The organism is Bacillus sp. DX4.1, assembly GCF_030348195.1.
GTDB lineage: Bacteria > Bacillota > Bacilli > Bacillales > Bacillaceae_G > Bacillus_A.
The window spans coordinates 2,816,887-2,834,338 of the sequence record NZ_JAUCFT010000008.1 but is presented as its reverse complement, the minus strand read 5'-3'; the positions used below and the strand labels follow the sequence as shown (position 1 = coordinate 2,834,338).

Genomic DNA, 17,452 nt, shown 5'->3' with positions numbered 1-17,452 from the left:
ATGCATGAAAGGAGTGGGGGACGTGGACTTGAAAATGAAATATATCATTTTATATGTAGAAAGGTACGAAGAGTGCCTTCAATTTTATAAAGACATTTTACAGCTAACTATTAAGGGGGAACATGGTACTTACATTGAGTTTGATACAGGTTCTACCGTTTTAGCTATTAACAGTAGAGAAAGTGTACAAGAATTAACAGGATTATCAATTCCAAAAGGTGCACTGGAATCATCTACATTTGAGATTGGTTTTGTTGTGGAAAATGTAGAGGAAACGATAGCGGTATTAAAGGAACAAGGTGTTACGGTATTAGTAGAACCGATAACAAAACCGTGGGGACAAACCATTGCTTACATTTCGGATCCGGATGGTAATTATATTGAAATTTGCAGCTCATTAGAATAAGAGGGAGAGAAAAAGATGGGGAAGTTTCCTGTTTTAGAAACAGAGCGGTTACAGTTAAGAGAATTAACATTATTAGATGCAGAAACAATGTTTCATTATTTTGCGAAGGAATCCGTAATTCGCTATTTTGGAATGGATTCATTTCAAGATGTAGACCAGGTCAAAATTACGATTCAACACTTTAGAAAACGATATGAAGAAGGTAGTGTTTTTCGCTGGGGAATTGAATTGAAAGGGACAAATCAATTAATTGGAACATGTGGTTTTCACTTGATTAATCAAAATCATAAACGAGCGGAAATTGGTTATGAGTTGGATGATACATATTGGGGAAAAGGATATGCAACAGAGGCTTTGCAAGCTATACTTGCGTATGGATTTGAAACACTTCAGTTTATAAGAATCGCAGCAGTTGTTTATACAGAAAATGAAGCCTCGCATAAATTACTGAAAAAAGCTGGGTTTACAGAGGAAGGATTACTTCGAAAACATATGGTTCAAAATGGTGTCGCTCATGATACAGTTATACATTCATTGTTGGAGGAAGATTGGAGAAAATCATTGTTACAAGTAAAACAAACAGCTTTATAGAATAAGTCCGTATTACATAAATGAAATAAAACCACGCCTGTATTGAGTTGTAAAACAGGAGTGGTTTTATTTTTTTGAACTTAAATATAGGCTATGTTAAGGCTTATTGTTGATAAATGAATAAGAAATTCTTAAAGTAGTGTTCATTATTGAACTCTTTTATCATTGTATTTAAAAAAGTTGAAAATTTATCGTTATTCTCCAATGAAACTTCTATATTATAATTCATTTTCGTTCTCCTCAATTTATATTTTTATAATAACTGTTATTCCACTATCATCTTACTTGCCGTATAGGACGTCATAGAGCCAGTGAAGTAGTCCTTTAAACGATATTGTGCAGCTGTGCTTAACTTTCTTATCTCTTGGATAATGTTCTTTAATAATGCCATTCGACACCAATCACTCTCATCCTTTTCTTATATCGCAGAACGTTCGTTTGGATTTAGCGGATATCAACACTACTGTTTAATATAGCCTAAATATAAAATATTCTATAAGTATTGAAAATTAAATTCGATACATGTAGAATTTAAAATAATAACATGAAAGGAAGTGATGAAATGGAAGTTTTTAATATGACGAGTAGAAAAAGAGAGACGTATGAAGTTCAAGTGAAGTATTCGTTATTATGGGAATGTGCGTTAGGAATTGCAGCCATTACACATAATCGACTCATTGATACGTTAGAAAAGTCTCGTGATGAGTGGGAGAGTATAAAACAATCTTTATCTAAAGAAATGTTGGGACATTTAGATTTTGTAAAGACACATAATACGTGGAAAGCGTTACTTCAACTACTTTATCAACAAGATTTTACTGATTTACCACAGTTTCTTCACTACATAAAAACATTATCAGCAGATGAGTTAAAGTATAAGTGCATTCCATATGTAGGATTAAAGTATCAAGAAAAAAGAAAGGCTGCAGCAAAGGGGGAAGAATCGGCGACACAGGAATTAAAAGAAATCACAAGCAACAATCCATTCTTCCCTACTTACATTGAATTTATATGTAAAGCAGATGTACAACTACTCAAAGATCATTTGAGTGCTGTTATGTCAGGATGGTTTGCAGCTGTTATTGAGCCGGAAGCAGACAGACTTTTGCTCATATTAAAACAGGACTATGAAAGCAAAAATAAAATGAGAGAAAAAATGACTTCTGAAGAATTAGTAGAGTGGGCGACTGGAGGAGTCACGTATCTTCCAGAACCGAGCGTACATCATGTTCTTCTCATCCCCCAATACACGTACCGTCCTTGGAATATTGAAGCAGATATTGAGGATACAAAAGTGTTTCACTATCCAATCGCAAATGAAAGTATAAACCCCGAAGATCCATATCAGCCAAGCTACTTTTTAGTTCATAAACATAAGGCTCTTGGCGATGAAGCGAGGCTACGAATTATTAAACTATTATTTGAAAGAGACCGTACATTACAAGAGATAACGGAACAATTGAATATAGGGAAATCAACAATCCATCATCATTTGAAAATTCTTAGATCGGCTAAGTTAGTTGATATTCAAGATTCAAAATATGTTTTAAAAAAGCCGGCAGTTGAGTCGTTATCTAAAGAATTAGAACTTTATTTGAATAGATGATTACCTAAAGATTAAAGCGCACCAGAAGGTAGGGGGAAGAATTTTCCCTTTTACCTTTGTAGAACGAAACAGAAAAGGAGAAAAGAATAAAAAGAAAAGTTGGTGTGCAATGGGAAAAAGTATTCTGAAAAATCGAGCGTTCTTGTTTATGTGGATTGGAAGTGCAATATCAGAATTAGGCGGGGCATTTGGCACCTTTTGTAATTCAATTATCATTTATCAATTAACAGGTTCAAAAATGGCTCTAGGGAGTATGTGGTTGCTTTACTTTATCCCATCACTTATTTTACAACTTGTCATTGGACCTTTTATTGATAAGTGGAGTCGGAAGTGGATTATGATCGTATCTCAGTGGATACGCGGAATTGCTTTTTTACTACCGCTATTAATGATGATAACCGGAAATGTAGAGACTTGGCACATTTATGCTGTGCAAATTGTAGTAGGGCTTATTACTCCGTTCTATGTACCAGCGAATCAAGCAATCACACCAACTATTGTTTCAAAGGAACAGTTACAGACAGCAAACGCTTATATTGATGGTATGGCTCGTCTTATGATGTTTCTTGCCCCGATATTAGGCGGTGTCATGATTGAGTTTGTAGGAGTAAAGTTAACTTTACTTTTAGTTTGCTTATTTCTATTTATAAGTGGGGGCTTGTTGTTGTTTGTACAAGAAAAAAGAGCACCAAAAATGGTTCGTAAGAGTTGGTTAGAACAATTTCTTGAAGGATTCGCTTATTTCTTTAAACAACCAATTATTGTTTGGCTTGGTGTTTTTCTTGCATTTGTTCAATTTGGAGTAGGTGTAACAATGGTTACGAACCTTCCGTATATAACAGACGAGCTTTCAGCGAGTTATGCCGAGTATGGTTACTTTATGGCTGGTTTTCCGCTCGGTTATGTAATCGGTTCTATGTTAGTAGGAAAAGTACAATATCATAGCCGGCGTGTTCTCATGCTTGGATCTCTAGTAATAGGAGGACTAACATATATTTCACTAGGTTTGAATTATAGTATCATTCTGGCGATAATGATTGAAGTTGTAGCTGGCGTATGTATGGCATTTTTTAATGTTCATAACACGACGATATGTCAGCAAATAGTGCCAAATGATATGATGGGGAAAATATTTTCCGTACGCTTATTTCTTATAAGAGGAGCAATGCCACTTGGTGTTCTTGTTGGAGGGATATTAAGTGAAATATGGGGAGTAAGAGCATTATATATACTGATTGGTTCAATCATATGTGTAGCTTCTTTAGCGGGTATACTATTCCCATACTTTAAATTTCTTGATATATCAATTCGGGATAAATCGGCTTAAGTAAATTATAAGTATTTTAATTGAAAATAATTATCATAACCAATTATAATGGAAGAATAATAGAATTATTTGCAAATAAAGGGAGTGGAATATATGTTTATCGAAACAAAAACAATTACTGTAAAAGAAGGTACTTCAGATTTAGTTGTAAATCATTTTTCTGGAGAAGGTATCATTGAAAAGTTTGAAGGGTTTATTGATCTAAGCGTTCTCGTTAAGAAAGTGAGAAGAGGCGATGAAGAAGTAGTCGTGATGATTCGCTGGGAATCTGAAGAAGCATGGAAAAACTGGGAAACGAGTGAAGAACATATCGAAGGGCATAAACAAAGCCGTGGAAAGCCGAAACCTGATCATATTCTAAATGTAGAACATAGTGTATACTACGTGAAATCATCAAAAGGCGCAGTTCGACAATCATAGATTATGGAAAGAACGAGGCTAATCAGTTTAAACATACAATGATTAGAAGAGGGTATTAAGCTCAATATAGAGCATATATCCTCTTTTTTATACGTATTAGAATGAATAATCAGATATTTAAAGCGTTATCTATTATGTATATGATGTTATTAATAAAATTAAATTAGCTAGGCTACATAACCTTTAGTACTAAGCCAACCAATATAACAAATATTGTGATTGGAAGTCCTCTTAGTAGAAATCTATATATTTCATTAGTTCAGTTATGCCTTTAAATTGCATAGTGAGTTGATTGTTTAATTTTTGTAATGCAAGCTGGAACGATCTCTCTACTTTTGTATAACTTTGTGTGTCTAAGTCATTTGAAAGTTCTTTCATATTTTCAATATAATATATTGTCTTCCTTAAACTACTAATGACTAATATTTTTCTCAATTCAGATACAGTATAAATTCTATATCCATTTTCTTTATTTCTTTCTGAGTGAATTAACCCTTCTTTTTCCCAATGTCGAATTGCAGAAGTATTTACACCAGCAATTTCGGCTACTTTTCCAATGCTCATAAAATTAGTTATTTTGACATGTCCATATTTAGTAAAATCAGCGCTTTTAATCAGGGTTAGTATTTCTTCAACTCTATGTTTTTCTACTTGAATGTTGTACTGCTGATTATTCACTAACCAAAGTGCATTATTAATATCTCCATTCTTAATTTTTCTCATTACACCATAAACAACGGGTATATCATATCCGTTTAATAACGATCGAATAGTAATAAAAGCTTGAAAATGAATTGGACTATAGTATCTATGGTTACTTGTTGTTCTTGGTACATCAGGAATTAAGTTTAGTTCTTCATATCTCCTTAAAGTGGTCGTACTTACTTTCAGTTTATTAGCTATTTGTTTAGGGGTAAAAATATTTTGCATTTTATCAATCCTTATTATTAAAGTAAAACCTTCAAGTGCTACATTAACATAAAAAGATAAAAACAGCATAATGTCAACATTTAAAAATGAAAAAACGAAATATTGCATGAAAGTTGTATGATAATAGTATAAACAATAAGGAGTTATTAAAATGAAAAAAATTGTAAAATTAAATGATGGTTCAGAATTGGAAGTTGGTTTAATTGGAAATCCAAATGGTAAAGTGATCATGTTGCCAATAGCCAAAAAATCGATTTATGGTAAAGAAGCTGAAAACTTAAAATTGTGGGGAGTAGATCCTGAATTGGGAATGAATTTTATTGAGGGACTTTCCGACAAGTTTCAGGTTTTGCACTTTGATTATGAAGGGCACCTTTTTGATAATCCAAATCCCAATAATCTTACACCTGAAAATATTACAAAAGATTTATTATTGATAGCTGATAAAATGGGAATTGGAAATTTTAGTTATTATGGTTATTCATGGCTGGCCCTAGTTGGATTACAATTAGCAATCAGAACGAATAGGCTAGAAAGTTTAATTATGGGAGGATACCCACCATATGAAGGACCCTATAAAGAAATGATGGTAGTAACCGAAAAGACACACGAGCAAACATTAAATAATCAAAACATATCTGAATATCAACAAGAAGAAAATATTAATCCTGAAAAATTTGATTGGGATAACATACAAGTAAAATTGGATCCAAATCAAACGAAACAATTTGTTACTTTGTATAAAAATTTAATGGACTTTGATGATAAAAAAATTCAAGTTAGATTGAATATCCCTAAACTAGCATTCGCAGGAGAAAAAGATACTATTGTTTATGGTGAAAACTTTGGAAGTGTGACTATAGATATAGTCGGTTTATTACAAAAAAATAAGAAAGAATTAGAACACTTAGGTTGGAATGTAGAAATTATAAAGGGAAATGATATGGATCATACAAAAGCAATGCAACCTATTACTGTTCTACCATTGATAAAGCCTTGGTTTATTGATAATTTATTGTCCTAGTTTAGATAGTAATAAAAATTAAGTGGACAAATAATTTGATATTTGAAGTAAATATCTTTAAGAGTGGCTGGAAACGAATCTAGTCACTCCATTTCATTTAACAGGTTTGTCTGATCTTTTTGTAGCTCTTGTTCTTATTATTTTAAAAATGAAAAAGAAAAATATCTCGTTTGTGATGTTATCTAATGATATTCGACTCAAGAGCTTGGGATCAGAACTGAAATTAGTCGTTTCTTTTTTATTATCAAATAATAAAGGGTGAGGAATTGTTTGTGAAGAAAAACACTTAAACGATCGGGGACTTTAATTCAATAAGGAGTACAGAAATGATCAAATTTTATTTCAAAGCAACAGGGGGCTTTAGTTGAATTTCGTTTAAAATAAGCTGTTCAACATATTGTACATGACTAATATGTTAAACAGCTTATTTTATGTTTTTTTAATATTAGGTTTTGATAAAATGAATAGCTCCTTTTTCTATTCATTTTTAACGTCGTTATATAATTCTAATCCTTCTTTAATGTTCAATCCATTTTTCACAATACCATGAATGGCTTGAATCATAGCAGCAGGATGTTCAGATTGCCAAATGTTACGTCCCATATCAACACCAATCGCTCCTTCTTGCAGTGCTTGATAGGTAATGGTTAAGGCAGCTTCAATGGAATCTAATTTTGGGCCACCTGCAATGACGACAGGAGCAGGGCATGTGCTTGTAATTTTTTCAAAGCCTTCACAGTAATAGGTTTTAATAATATCAGCACCCATTTCAGCGCAAACACGTGATGCTAGTGCTAAGAAGCGAGCTTCTCGTTTTTGTAGTTCTTTCGCAACCGCAGTAATACCGAGCACAGGCAAGCCATAATCGTGTGCTTCAGAAACAACATTTGCTAGGTTTGATACAGTTTGTGTTTCATAGTCAGATCCGACAAAGACAGATACCCCAACCCCAACAACATTTTGCCTTACTGCCTCTTTAATGGGTGTAACAATTGTTTCATTGGCAAGGTCTTTACCAACCACAGTTGCCCCGCCAGAGACACGCAAAACCATTGGCCTTTTACAATCTTCTGGAATACAAGAATTCAGTACTCCTCGTGTTAAAAAGAGAGAATCTGTATAGGGAAGTAAATGTTGCACTGTTTCTAATGGTTGCTCTAATCCATGAATAGGTCCTAAAAAATAACCATGATCAATTGCTAACATAACAGCCTTACCATCAGGTAAAATGGTATTTAATCGATTTTTAAATCCCCAAGTCATTACGAATCACTCCTTATGATTTAAATTAGGGTTTTCTGTTTGCACAGTATCTTTTTCTTGTAAATGTGGTGACTTTATAAAGACAGCTTTAAAGGGTTGATCGGAACGGTTAATGAGATAATGAGATTCATGAGGGCCAACTTGTAAGACATCGCCTTGTTTCATCGGTACTTTTTCATTATCAATATAGAAATCTATTTCTCCTTCTAACGCATAAAAAATTTCCTCGCATGTTGTATGATAATGGTTTTGGAATTCTTGGCCAGGTTGAATGACAACGACACCAACGTCAATATTTGGCCCCTTGACTAAATATTTTGGACCATTGTCACCAAACCGATATGAAAAATCATTTTCATTTACTTTAAGCATGATGCTACCCACTCCTTTATGTAATAAGTTACAAAGCACCTGGGGCAATCCACATATGTGATGTGAATCCTTCGTCTGCTACTGGGAGTTGTTTCTGATAGACAGCTTTCCAATTTTCATAAAATTGTTGATACAGCTTATGGTTTGTAGCATTTGGCTCATAGGTCGTTTCCCATTGTACAAATTGCTCGGCAACAGTTTCCATCGAATCATAAATACCAGCACCAACACCCGCAACTATTGCGGTTCCTAAAGCTGCCGCTTCTTTTACAACGGGAACTTTTACGGGGACTCCAAGTACATCGGCAACTATTTGTGACCAAAGTTTTCCTTTTGAAGCACCTCCAGCAAATACCACCTCTGTAGGAAACTGTCCCGTTAATGCTTCTATTAATTTTAAATTTCCTAGCGTAACAAAAGCGGCATTTTCTTCGATTGCGCGGAACAACTCTTTCTTCCCGCATTTCTCTGCGTCTAAGGTTAAGTTAATAAAAGAGGGAGCAGCATGACGCCAAGATATATAATTCATAACATCTGAAAATATAGGAATAATGCCGTGGGAGCCAACTGGTACATGTTTTGCTTGTTCTTCTAGTAATTCATAAGCATCTATATCTAGGTTGCTAGCGAGTTGTTTTTCCTCTTGGCAAAACGCATCACGAAACCATCTCATAACGAGACCTGGAAAAAAGGCGATTGTTTCATATTGCCAAAGAGTAGGGACAACATGGCAGTTTACACGAATTTGGGCATTTGGATCTACTTTTGGAGCAGTTATGTTTATTTCTTGTTGCCAAAAGCTGCCGCCGCAAATAAACGTTTGTCCTGGCTTTACGACTCCGGAACCAAGTGAAGCCATTTGTGCATCTCCGCCGCCAGAAACTACGGGTGTTCCTACATGTAAACCAGTTACCTCAGCACTTTGTTTCGTAACAGCTCCAATGACAGTACCCGCTTCATTTACTTTCGGAGTAAATGATAAAGATAAACCACATTGTTCGGCGAGCTCTTTCTCCCAGTTTCTATTTTGTAAATGGAAAATACCTGAAGTACATCCATTGGAAGGATCGATTTGTAATTCGCCGCATAATTTATAGAGAATCCAGTCGTTTAACATCGTAAATGATTGAGCTCTTTCGTATATATCAGGCTGATGCTTGGCAATCCATAGTAATCTAGGGAGAGCGCCTAGAGCGAAGGTTTGCCCCGATTTTTTATACAAATCCTCTTCAAGATGGGAACGGATTTTTTTAAGTTCATTTACTTCTACAGAAGCGCGGCCATCAACGTTGGCGCATGCCCAAATTTCCTGACCGCTTTTATCATATAAAACAAATCCTTCACGCATACTTGTTGCACTAATTCCTTTAATAGATGAAGAGAGAAGCTTGCTTTTTTGCAGTACGTCTTTCGTACATTCCTGAATGAGCTCCCAGTTCTGCATTACATCAAAATTCATAGAACCAGGATAACGAGAGTCAGTTGTATGAATCCACTCTCGCTGACTAACAGCAAGCTGATTTCCTTGTAAATCAAAAAGAACAGCTCGAACGCTCCCAGTGCCAGCATCGTATGCTAATAGAGCAGACATTATGTTTCACCTTCCTTTTTTAATAAAGAAAGAGCAGTTCCCTCATCAGTAATAAGTGTATGGATATATCCGCCTTTTAACGCTCCATATATTGCATCAATTTTTTCTATCCCTCCAGCAACTCCAACTACATGCTTCATATTTCGAAGAACAGAAAGAGGGGTTCCGATCAGACGTTCATGATGGGGAAGTTGAAGCAAATCACCATAGGCATTGAAAAACTGTCCGAGAATATCACCAACGCCATTTTGATTTCGAATATAAGTCATTTCACGAAGCGTCATCTTTTCTTCTTTTAAAATAGTTGCATCATGGGACAGGCCTCCAATTCCAACAACTGCGGTATTTGCCAAGGAAGCAACGTGCAACATTTCCTTGACCGATGGTTCAGAATGGATACTGTGTGCCATGTCATCTGTAGATGCTAAAAATGGTGTAGGAATAATATGAAGTTGCCCTTGTACTTGATTTAAATAGCTTGGTTTTCTAGGGAGATAATGATTTACACCACCCGTTAGTGTAACGATTGAAAGTTGCATAGATGATTCGAAATTCATGCTTTCTAGCATTTTTGAAATTGTTTCGCCCCAGCCAATGCCAAGTAAATCACCTTGTTGTAGATGTGTTTCTAAATATTGTGCAGCTGCTTTTCCTAATGAGTGAGGGAAATCTTCTTTTGGTGTAGGAATAATAAAAGAGTCCATTAAATGAAACGTTTTTATAAGTTCACGTTCAATACTTAAACAATGTAAACCAGTCCCTTTTATATGGAAGGTTACAATTCCTTCTGTACGTGCTTTATCCAGTAAACGAACAACTTTATTTCTTGAAATATGAAGTAATGAGGCGATCTCTTGTTGTGTTAAATGATCTTTATAGTAATACCAGGCTACTTTTGTTAACAAATTTTCTTCAAAGTTCAGCTGTGTCATGCTCTTCATTCCCTTCAACAATTGACCGTTGCTTAAACATATGTGTCTATTTTTTTGTTTATACCGTATGAGTCAGGAAATATCCTTGAGAAAAATAAGTTCTAGATATAAAAAAAGGGATATACAATGCTACAAAACCAGTAGAACAAAAAATCAGTTTCTCAAAAATTGTTACCTGAAAAGGTAGGTGAACATATATGAAGTCAGTTCCATTGTTAGAAGTGACAAATATAAAAAAGATTTTCTCACAGCAGCCAGTATTAAAAGGAATTACATTAGAACTTAGACAGGGGGAAGTATTTGCTTTAGTAGGTGGAAATGGCGCTGGGAAATCAACATTAATGAAAATATTAACAGGCTTATACTCATGTGATGAAGGTGAAATCAATGTGAAAGGAAAAACAGTAAGCTTTTCAAACACTGCTGAAGCACATCGAAATGGCATCTATTTAATTCCACAAGAGCCGCTCATCTTCCCAAATATGACGATTGAAGAAAATATATGTATTGGATTGAAGTATAACAAGAAAGACATTCGTGCAAAACTGCACGCTTTGATGGAACAGCTTGGATGGGATTTAAAGCTTCGTACACGTGCATATTCATTATCAATTGCCCAGCAACAATTAGTAGAAATATTGAGAGGACTTATAAGAGAAGCAGAGATTCTGATTTTAGATGAACCGACATCCACGTTAACAGCCCATGAAATTAAGAGTCTCTTTGTTGTGATGAAAAACTTAAAGGAACAAGGCATTGGCATGATTTATATTACACATCGGTTTCCAGAAATTTTTGCAATTGCTGACAAAGTAGCGATTTTGCGTGATGGGATCATTGCTAGTCAAGGTCATGTATCAAGTTATACGTACGATATGTTAGTAGCCGGACTATTGCCAAAAGGTTATAAACCAGCAGAAAATCAAGAGAAATCATACACGGATACGAAATCATCCAAACAAGTATTAGAGGTGAAAGATTTATCTAGCTATGCTTTTCACAATGTTTCACTTCAAGTAAATGCCGGAGATATTGTAGGAATTGCTGGTGTTGTTGGATCAGGTAGAACAGAATTAGCAGAGGTTCTGTATGGCATGATTCCCGCAACAAATGGGGGTGTTTTATTGGAGGGGAGACCGATTACAAATTGGTCTACAAAAAGAAGATTAGATGCTGGAATCGTCTATGTTCCTGAGGATCGAGCAGGAAACGGAATTTTTTCAATTGCGTCTGTACAACAAAATATAACATCGGTTTGTTTATATCGATTAAGTTCCTTCTTTTTAAATCTTAAAAAAGAAAGCGCTTTAACGGAATCGTATATACAAAAATTCCGGATTGTAGTAAACGATACAAATGAAGAAATGGCATCTTTGTCGGGAGGAAATCAACAAAAGGTTGTGTTAGGAAAATATTTGGCGTGTGAACCAAGAGTGATTATTCTTGACGAACCAACACGTGGTATTGATGCAAAGGCACGATTAGAAGTATATGCGGCAATTGAAGAACTAAAACGAGCTGGTCTTGCAATTCTTTTAATCTCTTCGGATACAGAAGAAATCATACAGTTAGCGAACCGTGTATATGTAATGAGAAGTGGTGAGCTATTGTCTCAGTTAGAAGGAGAAACCGTTTCATTGGATCAAATTACCCGTCTTGCCTACGGTGCTGGGGAGGGTATAGATAAATGAAACATGTTATATATGTCATGAGGATGCGTGAAACGTCTATTATTTGTTTGTTACTACTTTATTTTGTATTCGTAGGCTTAATCAATCATGATTTCGTTCAATTCGATACCCTATCCCTTATCATTAAATCTAGCCTTATTTTAGTTATTCTGGCAATCGGTCAATCTTTTGTATTATTCACCAAAAATATTGATGTATCAGTTGGATCTATTATGGGCTTAAGTGCTGCTGTTTGCGGGATGCTTTTAACAAATGGGAATAACGCAGCTACTGGGATGATTGTTACGTTATTACTAGGTACTGTCATTGGTATCATCAATGGAATTGGAGTGACAAAATGTCGTGTGCCCGCAATTATTATGACACTTGGCATGCTAGGAATTATTCGGGGACTTATGTTGATATACACAGGCGGGAAATGGATTGAAGATATTCCGAACTATTATAAAAAAATGTCTTCCCTAACATGGTTAGGGATTCCAGTCACTGTTTGGACTGTTTTTGGAATCTTATTTATTTCTTATGTGTTTTTAACACGAGTTTCATTCGGGAGATATTTCTATGCGGTTGGAGATAATGAAGACGGTGCACGTCTTATTGGTATTCCGGTAGATATCGTGAAAATCTGTGCGTTTATGATTTCAGGGATAAGTGCAGCGATTGCCGGATGCCTATTTGTGATGAATATTGGATTTGTTCCGAATCAAACGGGAACGGGGATTGAATTACAAGTAATTGCTGCGGCTGTGCTCGGTGGAATTCATTTAAAAGGCGGAACAGGTTCTGTGTTTGGAGCGGCTCTAGGTGCAACGTTTTTAGAAGTAATTAGTAGTTCACTCGTCTTTTTGAAAGTGCCTGCGTTTTGGAACAGTGCAATTTCAGGGTTTTTGCTCTTACTTATTATTATATTAGATAGCACTTTGCAAAAATGGAAGCTGAAAGAACACTTAAAAGAGAGAGGGGTGAATCCATGAAATATGCACGTGGAATTTTGAGGTGGGAAGGTGTCCTACTGCTCTTGTTATTATTAGAGTTTACCCTGTTTAGTTTGGTAAATGCTGATTTTTTGCATATAGGAAATCTGTTATTTAGCATGAATGATTTTATTTTTATTACAATTGCAGCAATTCCAATGACGCTTGTAATTGTAACGGGTGGAATTGACGTATCAGTCGGAGCTGTTATGGGGCTTACCTCTATTGTTATTGGCGTACTTTGGATGAATGGAACACCGATGATTTTATCAGTAATCATCGCTCTTCTTATAAGTGCCTTAGCAGGATTAATAAATGGAATCATTATTAAAATGACGGATGTGGAACCACTCGTTGTCACGCTTGGAACCATGTTTTTATATTCAGGGATTGCTCTTGTCATTTCAGGGGGATCTGATGCAACTGGATATGAGGGAATTAGTGGATTACCAGATTCATTTGTACAGCTTGCAAACGGTACTTTCCTTACAATCCCTAATTTACTCTGGTTACTCTTACTTTTGACAGTATGGTTTTCAATTTTACTGCACCGAACAAAATATGGACGTTATGTCGTGCTGACAGGTGTGAATGAAAAGGCTGCAAAATACTCAGGTATTCAAACGAACAAAGTTATAATTTTGGCGTACATACTCTCTGGGTTAGGAGGTGGATTAGGGGGAACATTCCTTACAGCATATTTTGGCTCAGCCCGTGCAGATTTAGGTAATGAAGCGATTTTACCAGTTATTACAGCGGTAGTATTAGGCGGAACTCTCATTACTGGTGGAAAAGGAAGCATATTTGGTACAGTTCTTGCCAGTATTTTTATTGGAATCATGCAATATGGTTTGCAAATGTCGGGACTAACAAATGAGCAGTCCAATGTAGTTATCGGTATTATTTTAATTCTTTCTGTTATAATCAGGCATTCCAAGCTACAACGCATTTTCAGAAGAGGAAAATGGAGATTGCATAAGGAGGAAGTATCATGAAAAGAAAATTAGGTATCTTTATCGTGATCATAGTCTGCATGATAGGACTTATTGCATGTTCTAGTCAAAAATCAGATAAGAAAAAAACAAAAGACGTAAAGTTTGCATTCATTCCTAAATTAACAGGTGTTGGCTTCTTTACATCAGGTGGTGAAGGGGCAAAAGAAATGGGAGATAAACTTGGTGTAAATGTGAAGTATGATGGTCCATCTGAAGCAAGTGTATCAGGCCAAGTCAAATATATTAACAACTTTATTAACCAAAACTATGATGCACTCATGGTTTCATCAACTTCTGTTGATGGGCTTTCACAATCATTGCAACGAGCAAAGAAAAAAGGGATGACCATATTAACATGGGATTCCGATGTGAATCCAAAAGATCGTTCTTTCTATATTAGTCAAGGAACTCCAGAACAACTTGCCAATCTGTTAATTCAAATGACTTCCTCACAAATTGGTGATAAAGGAAAGGTTGCATTCTTTTATTCTAGTCCAACCGTAACAGATCAAAATCAATGGGTAACAAAAGCAAAAGAGATTATTAAAGAAAAATATCCAAAATGGGAAATTGTTACAACTCAGTATGGAGAAAATAATGCGCAAAAATCATTGTCAGTAGGAGAAAGTATTTTGAAAACGTACCCAGATATTAATGCTATTATTTGCCCGGATGCAACGGCACTTCCAGCTATGGCACAAGCAGCAGAAAATTTAAAAATGGATAAAAAAGTCGTTGTTACCGGATTCTCAACACCTAACGTTATGCGTGATTATGTAAAACGCGGAACAGTGCAGCAATTTGGGTTGTGGGATGTAAAACAGCAAGGAGCTCTCGCAACGTATGTTGCAAATGAAATGGTTGTGAAAGGAAAAAAATTAAAAGTTGGCGATAGTTTCGAAGTACCAGGAATTGGAAAAGTTAAGGTAGAGCCAAACTCCATTCAAGGTTATGACTATGAAGCGGAAGGTAACGGCATTATTGTATTGCCTGAACGGGTTGTGTTTACGAAGGAGAATATTGAGAAATATAATTTTTAGTAAAAAGAATAGAGTTTCCTTTTCATGTACTGTTAATATGGACAGTAGATAGGAAGGGAGACTTGTTTTTTTGTATATTTTGAGAATAATTAATAAAAGGTACCTTGCAATAGATGGTAGTTAGTGGTAATATATGGGTGATGTTTCGTGTAATTAGAATAAGAAAGGAGAGCAATGAAGTAAGAAATTTATTCATTCAGAAATAAAAGGAGGAATTGTATTGAAAAAAAGATTACAGAGTAGAAGAAAGTATTTTGGGATTCTAATTATTTTATGTATAAGTTTCTCTTCTTTATTTTTTAGTATGGATGTGACATCAGTAGAAGCAGCTCATCAAAATTTACCGGGACCTAATAATCCGAAAGAAGTTGAAACATTTATTGATCAAATTGTTTCGGAAGGAATGGATCAACAACATGTTCCAGGTGCTGTTTTTGTCGTTGTAAAAGATGGAAAGGTAGTATTGCAAAAAGGATATGGATATGCTGATAAAGAAAAGCAAACACAGGTTGATGCAACAAATACAGTTTTTCGTCTAGCCTCGGTTTCAAAAGTATTTACTGCTACGGCAGTTATGCAACTGGTGGAACAAGGAAAGATTGATCTTCACACAGATATTACGAATTATTTGGGAGGACTTACGTATAAAAATAATTTTAGTGAACCAGTTACGATGGAGAACTTGTTAACTCATACAACGGGATTTGATTATGTTGATCCAAGACCGGATGATATACATGGAAATATTAATCAATATACTCGTCTACAAGATTATGTCGAGAAAAATATGCCCGCGGTTGTACGCAAGCCAGGGGATAGTTTCACATATGACAACTTCGCTTCCATGCTCCAAGGATATATCGTACAAAACACTTCTGGTATGCCATTCTATAAATATATGGCTACAAATATTTTCAACCCACTACAGATGCAAAACAGTAGCTTTGTAATGACTCCTTTTATTGAGAAAAAACTTGCGACTGGCTATAAGGAAAATGGAGAAGCTATTCCTTTTTATGAAATTAAACCAACAGATATGCCACAAGGTAGTATGTTTTCTACTGGAAGTGATGTTGCAAATTTTATGATTGCACAATTAAATGATGGAAAACGAAATGATAAACAGCTTTTAAAGAAAGAATCTGTTCAAGAAATGCATAAGACTCGGTATGCTGTACATCCCAAATATCCCAATATGGCGTATGGTTTTGAATTTTTCTCTCCTCAAAATCATAATGGGCAATATGTGTTTGGAAAAGGCGGAGATATACCAGGTTTTTCTTCATTAATGTGGTTAATACCTGAACAAAATACAGGGGTTTTTGTTGTATACAATACAAATTCTTCTCAGTTTCGAGATCAACTATTTAAAAAGTTCATGAATCATTATTTTCCGGACCCGTCACCGAAACCAGAAGTTTTAAACCCTTCGAAAGAAGAATTGAAAAAGTTTGAGGGATACTACCGTGACTTGCGAATAAAAAATGTTATTACAAGAGTAGAAGCAAGTGAAGGTAAATTAATAGTAAGTGATAAGTTTAATGGTAAGCAGGAACTCAAACAATTAGATCCATTACTTTTTCAAGATGACACGGGACAATATTTGGCTTTTAAATTAAATAAAGATGGAACCGTAAAAGAGATGATTTATTGGAATTCTGCTAGTACAGCATTGAAACTATCGGAACCGAAACGATTCCAAGATGTAGGTACTGACAATACGTATGCACCTTATATTGATTCCTTGCAACTCATGCAGATTCTACAGGCGAAGGAAGACGATAAGTTTGTACCAGAAGCAACGATGACACGTGGAGAATTTGCGTCTTGGTTATCTAACGCATTATATTTTACACCACCTTCTAAAAATCCTGCTGTTTTCCCAGATGTGCAAGGACATCCGTATGCAGCGCATATCCAAAAATTATATGAGTTAGGTGTATTAAGAGAAAAAGAGGGTGAAAACTTTTCACCAGACCGCGAAATTACAAGGCAAGAAGCAGCTTGGCTTGCTTGGAGCTATATCAAAACGGTCCAATTGCCACCTCCGGCACAAGAAGTAACTTTAAAAGGAGAAACGAATGATTGGGCAACTGAGGCTGTTAAAAATATTGTAGCATATCATTTTACTGGCCCTGAAGTTGTGTATAATCAAGATGGTTCAGCCGATTACCTATCTAAACAGCAGATAAAACGGCAAGAAGCGGCAGCACTGCTTTATTATGTGATGCTATGTAGTTAAAGAAAAAAGTGATAAAAAATAAAGTAATCTATAATAGAAGAAAGTTTA

The 17,452-nt window shown here is 35.4% G+C and carries 17 protein-coding genes; 11 read left to right on the top strand and 6 right to left on the bottom strand.

The window, feature by feature from the left end:
• Positions 1 to 22 precede the first annotated feature (22 nt).
• Together QUF99_RS17340 and QUF99_RS17335 are read left to right on the top strand one after the other, a co-directional pair.
• Positions 23 to 406: a VOC family protein gene (locus QUF99_RS17340; RefSeq protein ID WP_289371547.1), complete on the top strand. Its 384-nt coding sequence runs from the start codon at positions 23 to 25 to the stop codon at positions 404 to 406.
• Between the two features lie 15 nt (positions 407 to 421).
• Positions 422 to 997, top strand: a complete 576-nt coding sequence (locus QUF99_RS17335) for a GNAT family N-acetyltransferase (RefSeq protein WP_289371546.1) — start codon at positions 422 to 424, stop codon at positions 995 to 997.
• Positions 998 to 1,262: 265 nt separating this feature from the next.
• Here the strand turns inward: QUF99_RS17335 and QUF99_RS17330 are convergent, their stop codons facing one another.
• Positions 1,263 to 1,388, bottom strand: coding sequence for a hypothetical protein (locus QUF99_RS17330; RefSeq protein ID WP_289371545.1), 126 nt, complete (start codon positions 1,386 to 1,388; stop codon positions 1,263 to 1,265).
• Positions 1,389 to 1,559: 171 nt separating this feature from the next.
• Between QUF99_RS17330 and QUF99_RS17325 the strand changes: the two genes are divergently transcribed.
• From QUF99_RS17325 to QUF99_RS17315, 3 genes are all read left to right on the top strand, one after another.
• Complete coding sequence (locus QUF99_RS17325) at positions 1,560 to 2,603, top strand: ArsR/SmtB family transcription factor (protein ID WP_289371544.1); 1,044 nt, start codon at positions 1,560 to 1,562, stop codon at positions 2,601 to 2,603.
• A gap of 109 nt (positions 2,604 to 2,712) precedes the next feature.
• Positions 2,713 to 3,930, top strand: a complete 1,218-nt coding sequence (locus QUF99_RS17320) for an MFS transporter (protein ID WP_289371543.1) — start codon at positions 2,713 to 2,715, stop codon at positions 3,928 to 3,930.
• Positions 3,931 to 4,023: 93 nt separating this feature from the next.
• The gene (locus QUF99_RS17315) at positions 4,024 to 4,350 is read left to right on the top strand and encodes an antibiotic biosynthesis monooxygenase family protein (protein ID WP_289371542.1); all 327 of its coding nucleotides are present in this window, start codon (positions 4,024 to 4,026) and stop codon (positions 4,348 to 4,350) included.
• A 231-nt stretch (positions 4,351 to 4,581) separates the two neighbouring features.
• On the opposite strand, the gene QUF99_RS17310 is transcribed toward QUF99_RS17315, so the two are convergent.
• Entirely contained in the window at positions 4,582 to 5,280 is a 699-nt protein-coding gene (locus QUF99_RS17310; protein WP_289371541.1) for a MerR family DNA-binding transcriptional regulator, read from the bottom strand.
• Between the two features lie 151 nt (positions 5,281 to 5,431).
• On the opposite strand from QUF99_RS17310, the gene QUF99_RS17305 reads away from it, so the two are divergent.
• Complete coding sequence (locus tag QUF99_RS17305; protein ID WP_289371540.1) at positions 5,432 to 6,304, top strand: alpha/beta hydrolase; 873 nt, start codon at positions 5,432 to 5,434, stop codon at positions 6,302 to 6,304.
• 477 nt (positions 6,305 to 6,781) lie between these two features.
• On the opposite strand, the gene lsrF is transcribed toward QUF99_RS17305, so the two are convergent.
• Genes lsrF through QUF99_RS17285 form a run of 4 tightly spaced genes read right to left on the bottom strand, consistent with a single transcriptional unit; the run spans position 6,782 to position 10,480 of the window.
• The gene (lsrF, locus tag QUF99_RS17300) at positions 6,782 to 7,567 is read right to left on the bottom strand and encodes a 3-hydroxy-5-phosphonooxypentane-2,4-dione thiolase (protein WP_289371539.1); all 786 of its coding nucleotides are present in this window, start codon (positions 7,565 to 7,567) and stop codon (positions 6,782 to 6,784) included.
• Between the two features lie 6 nt (positions 7,568 to 7,573).
• Positions 7,574 to 7,939 carry a cupin domain-containing protein gene (locus QUF99_RS17295; RefSeq protein WP_289371538.1) on the bottom strand — a complete coding sequence of 122 codons (366 nt, stop codon included), beginning with the start codon at positions 7,937 to 7,939 and terminating at the stop codon, positions 7,574 to 7,576.
• A gap of 28 nt (positions 7,940 to 7,967) precedes the next feature.
• Positions 7,968 to 9,530, bottom strand: coding sequence for an autoinducer-2 kinase (lsrK, locus tag QUF99_RS17290; RefSeq protein WP_289371537.1), 1,563 nt, complete (start codon positions 9,528 to 9,530; stop codon positions 7,968 to 7,970).
• Complete coding sequence (locus QUF99_RS17285) at positions 9,530 to 10,480, bottom strand: sugar-binding transcriptional regulator (protein ID WP_289371536.1); 951 nt, start codon at positions 10,478 to 10,480, stop codon at positions 9,530 to 9,532. The genes lsrK and QUF99_RS17285 overlap by 1 nt, the downstream gene beginning before the upstream one ends.
• Before the next feature lie 179 nt (positions 10,481 to 10,659).
• Between QUF99_RS17285 and QUF99_RS17280 the strand changes: the two genes are divergently transcribed.
• The 5 genes from QUF99_RS17280 (at position 10,660) to QUF99_RS17260 (ending at position 17,404) form a co-directional block, all read left to right on the top strand.
• Positions 10,660 to 12,153: a sugar ABC transporter ATP-binding protein gene (locus tag QUF99_RS17280; protein ID WP_289371535.1), complete on the top strand. Its 1,494-nt coding sequence runs from the start codon at positions 10,660 to 10,662 to the stop codon at positions 12,151 to 12,153.
• Positions 12,150 to 13,127, top strand: coding sequence for an ABC transporter permease subunit (locus QUF99_RS17275; RefSeq protein ID WP_289371534.1), 978 nt, complete (start codon positions 12,150 to 12,152; stop codon positions 13,125 to 13,127). The genes QUF99_RS17280 and QUF99_RS17275 overlap by 4 nt, the downstream gene beginning before the upstream one ends.
• Positions 13,124 to 14,122, top strand: coding sequence for an ABC transporter permease (locus QUF99_RS17270; RefSeq protein ID WP_289371533.1), 999 nt, complete (start codon positions 13,124 to 13,126; stop codon positions 14,120 to 14,122). Before QUF99_RS17275 ends, QUF99_RS17270 begins: the two co-directional genes overlap by 4 nt.
• Positions 14,119 to 15,162, top strand: coding sequence for an autoinducer 2 ABC transporter substrate-binding protein LsrB (gene lsrB, locus QUF99_RS17265; RefSeq protein WP_289371532.1), 1,044 nt, complete (start codon positions 14,119 to 14,121; stop codon positions 15,160 to 15,162). The genes QUF99_RS17270 and lsrB overlap by 4 nt, the downstream gene beginning before the upstream one ends.
• A 220-nt stretch (positions 15,163 to 15,382) precedes the next feature.
• Positions 15,383 to 17,404 (top strand): serine hydrolase domain-containing protein, encoded by a 2,022-nt coding sequence (locus tag QUF99_RS17260; RefSeq protein WP_483298606.1) that lies wholly within the window; start codon positions 15,383 to 15,385, stop codon positions 17,402 to 17,404.
• Positions 17,405 to 17,452: the final 48 nt, after the last annotated feature.

Coding starts and splice junctions, on each gene's coding strand:
- QUF99_RS17335 (WP_289371546.1), top strand. CDS start 422: ATGGGGAAGTTTCCTGTTTTAGAAACAGAGCGGTTACAGTTAAGAGAA.
- QUF99_RS17330 (WP_289371545.1), bottom strand. CDS start 1,388: ATGGCATTATTAAAGAACATTATCCAAGAGATAAGAAAGTTAAGCACA.
- QUF99_RS17325 (WP_289371544.1), top strand. CDS start 1,560: ATGGAAGTTTTTAATATGACGAGTAGAAAAAGAGAGACGTATGAAGTT.
- QUF99_RS17320 (WP_289371543.1), top strand. CDS start 2,713: ATGGGAAAAAGTATTCTGAAAAATCGAGCGTTCTTGTTTATGTGGATT.
- QUF99_RS17315 (WP_289371542.1), top strand. CDS start 4,024: ATGTTTATCGAAACAAAAACAATTACTGTAAAAGAAGGTACTTCAGAT.
- QUF99_RS17310 (WP_289371541.1), bottom strand. CDS start 5,280: ATGCAAAATATTTTTACCCCTAAACAAATAGCTAATAAACTGAAAGTA.
- QUF99_RS17305 (WP_289371540.1), top strand. CDS start 5,432: ATGAAAAAAATTGTAAAATTAAATGATGGTTCAGAATTGGAAGTTGGT.
- lsrF (WP_289371539.1), bottom strand. CDS start 7,567: ATGACTTGGGGATTTAAAAATCGATTAAATACCATTTTACCTGATGGT.
- QUF99_RS17295 (WP_289371538.1), bottom strand. CDS start 7,939: ATGCTTAAAGTAAATGAAAATGATTTTTCATATCGGTTTGGTGACAAT.
- lsrK (WP_289371537.1), bottom strand. CDS start 9,530: ATGTCTGCTCTATTAGCATACGATGCTGGCACTGGGAGCGTTCGAGCT.
- QUF99_RS17280 (WP_289371535.1), top strand. CDS start 10,660: ATGAAGTCAGTTCCATTGTTAGAAGTGACAAATATAAAAAAGATTTTC.
- QUF99_RS17275 (WP_289371534.1), top strand. CDS start 12,150: ATGAAACATGTTATATATGTCATGAGGATGCGTGAAACGTCTATTATT.
- QUF99_RS17270 (WP_289371533.1), top strand. CDS start 13,124: ATGAAATATGCACGTGGAATTTTGAGGTGGGAAGGTGTCCTACTGCTC.
- lsrB (WP_289371532.1), top strand. CDS start 14,119: ATGAAAAGAAAATTAGGTATCTTTATCGTGATCATAGTCTGCATGATA.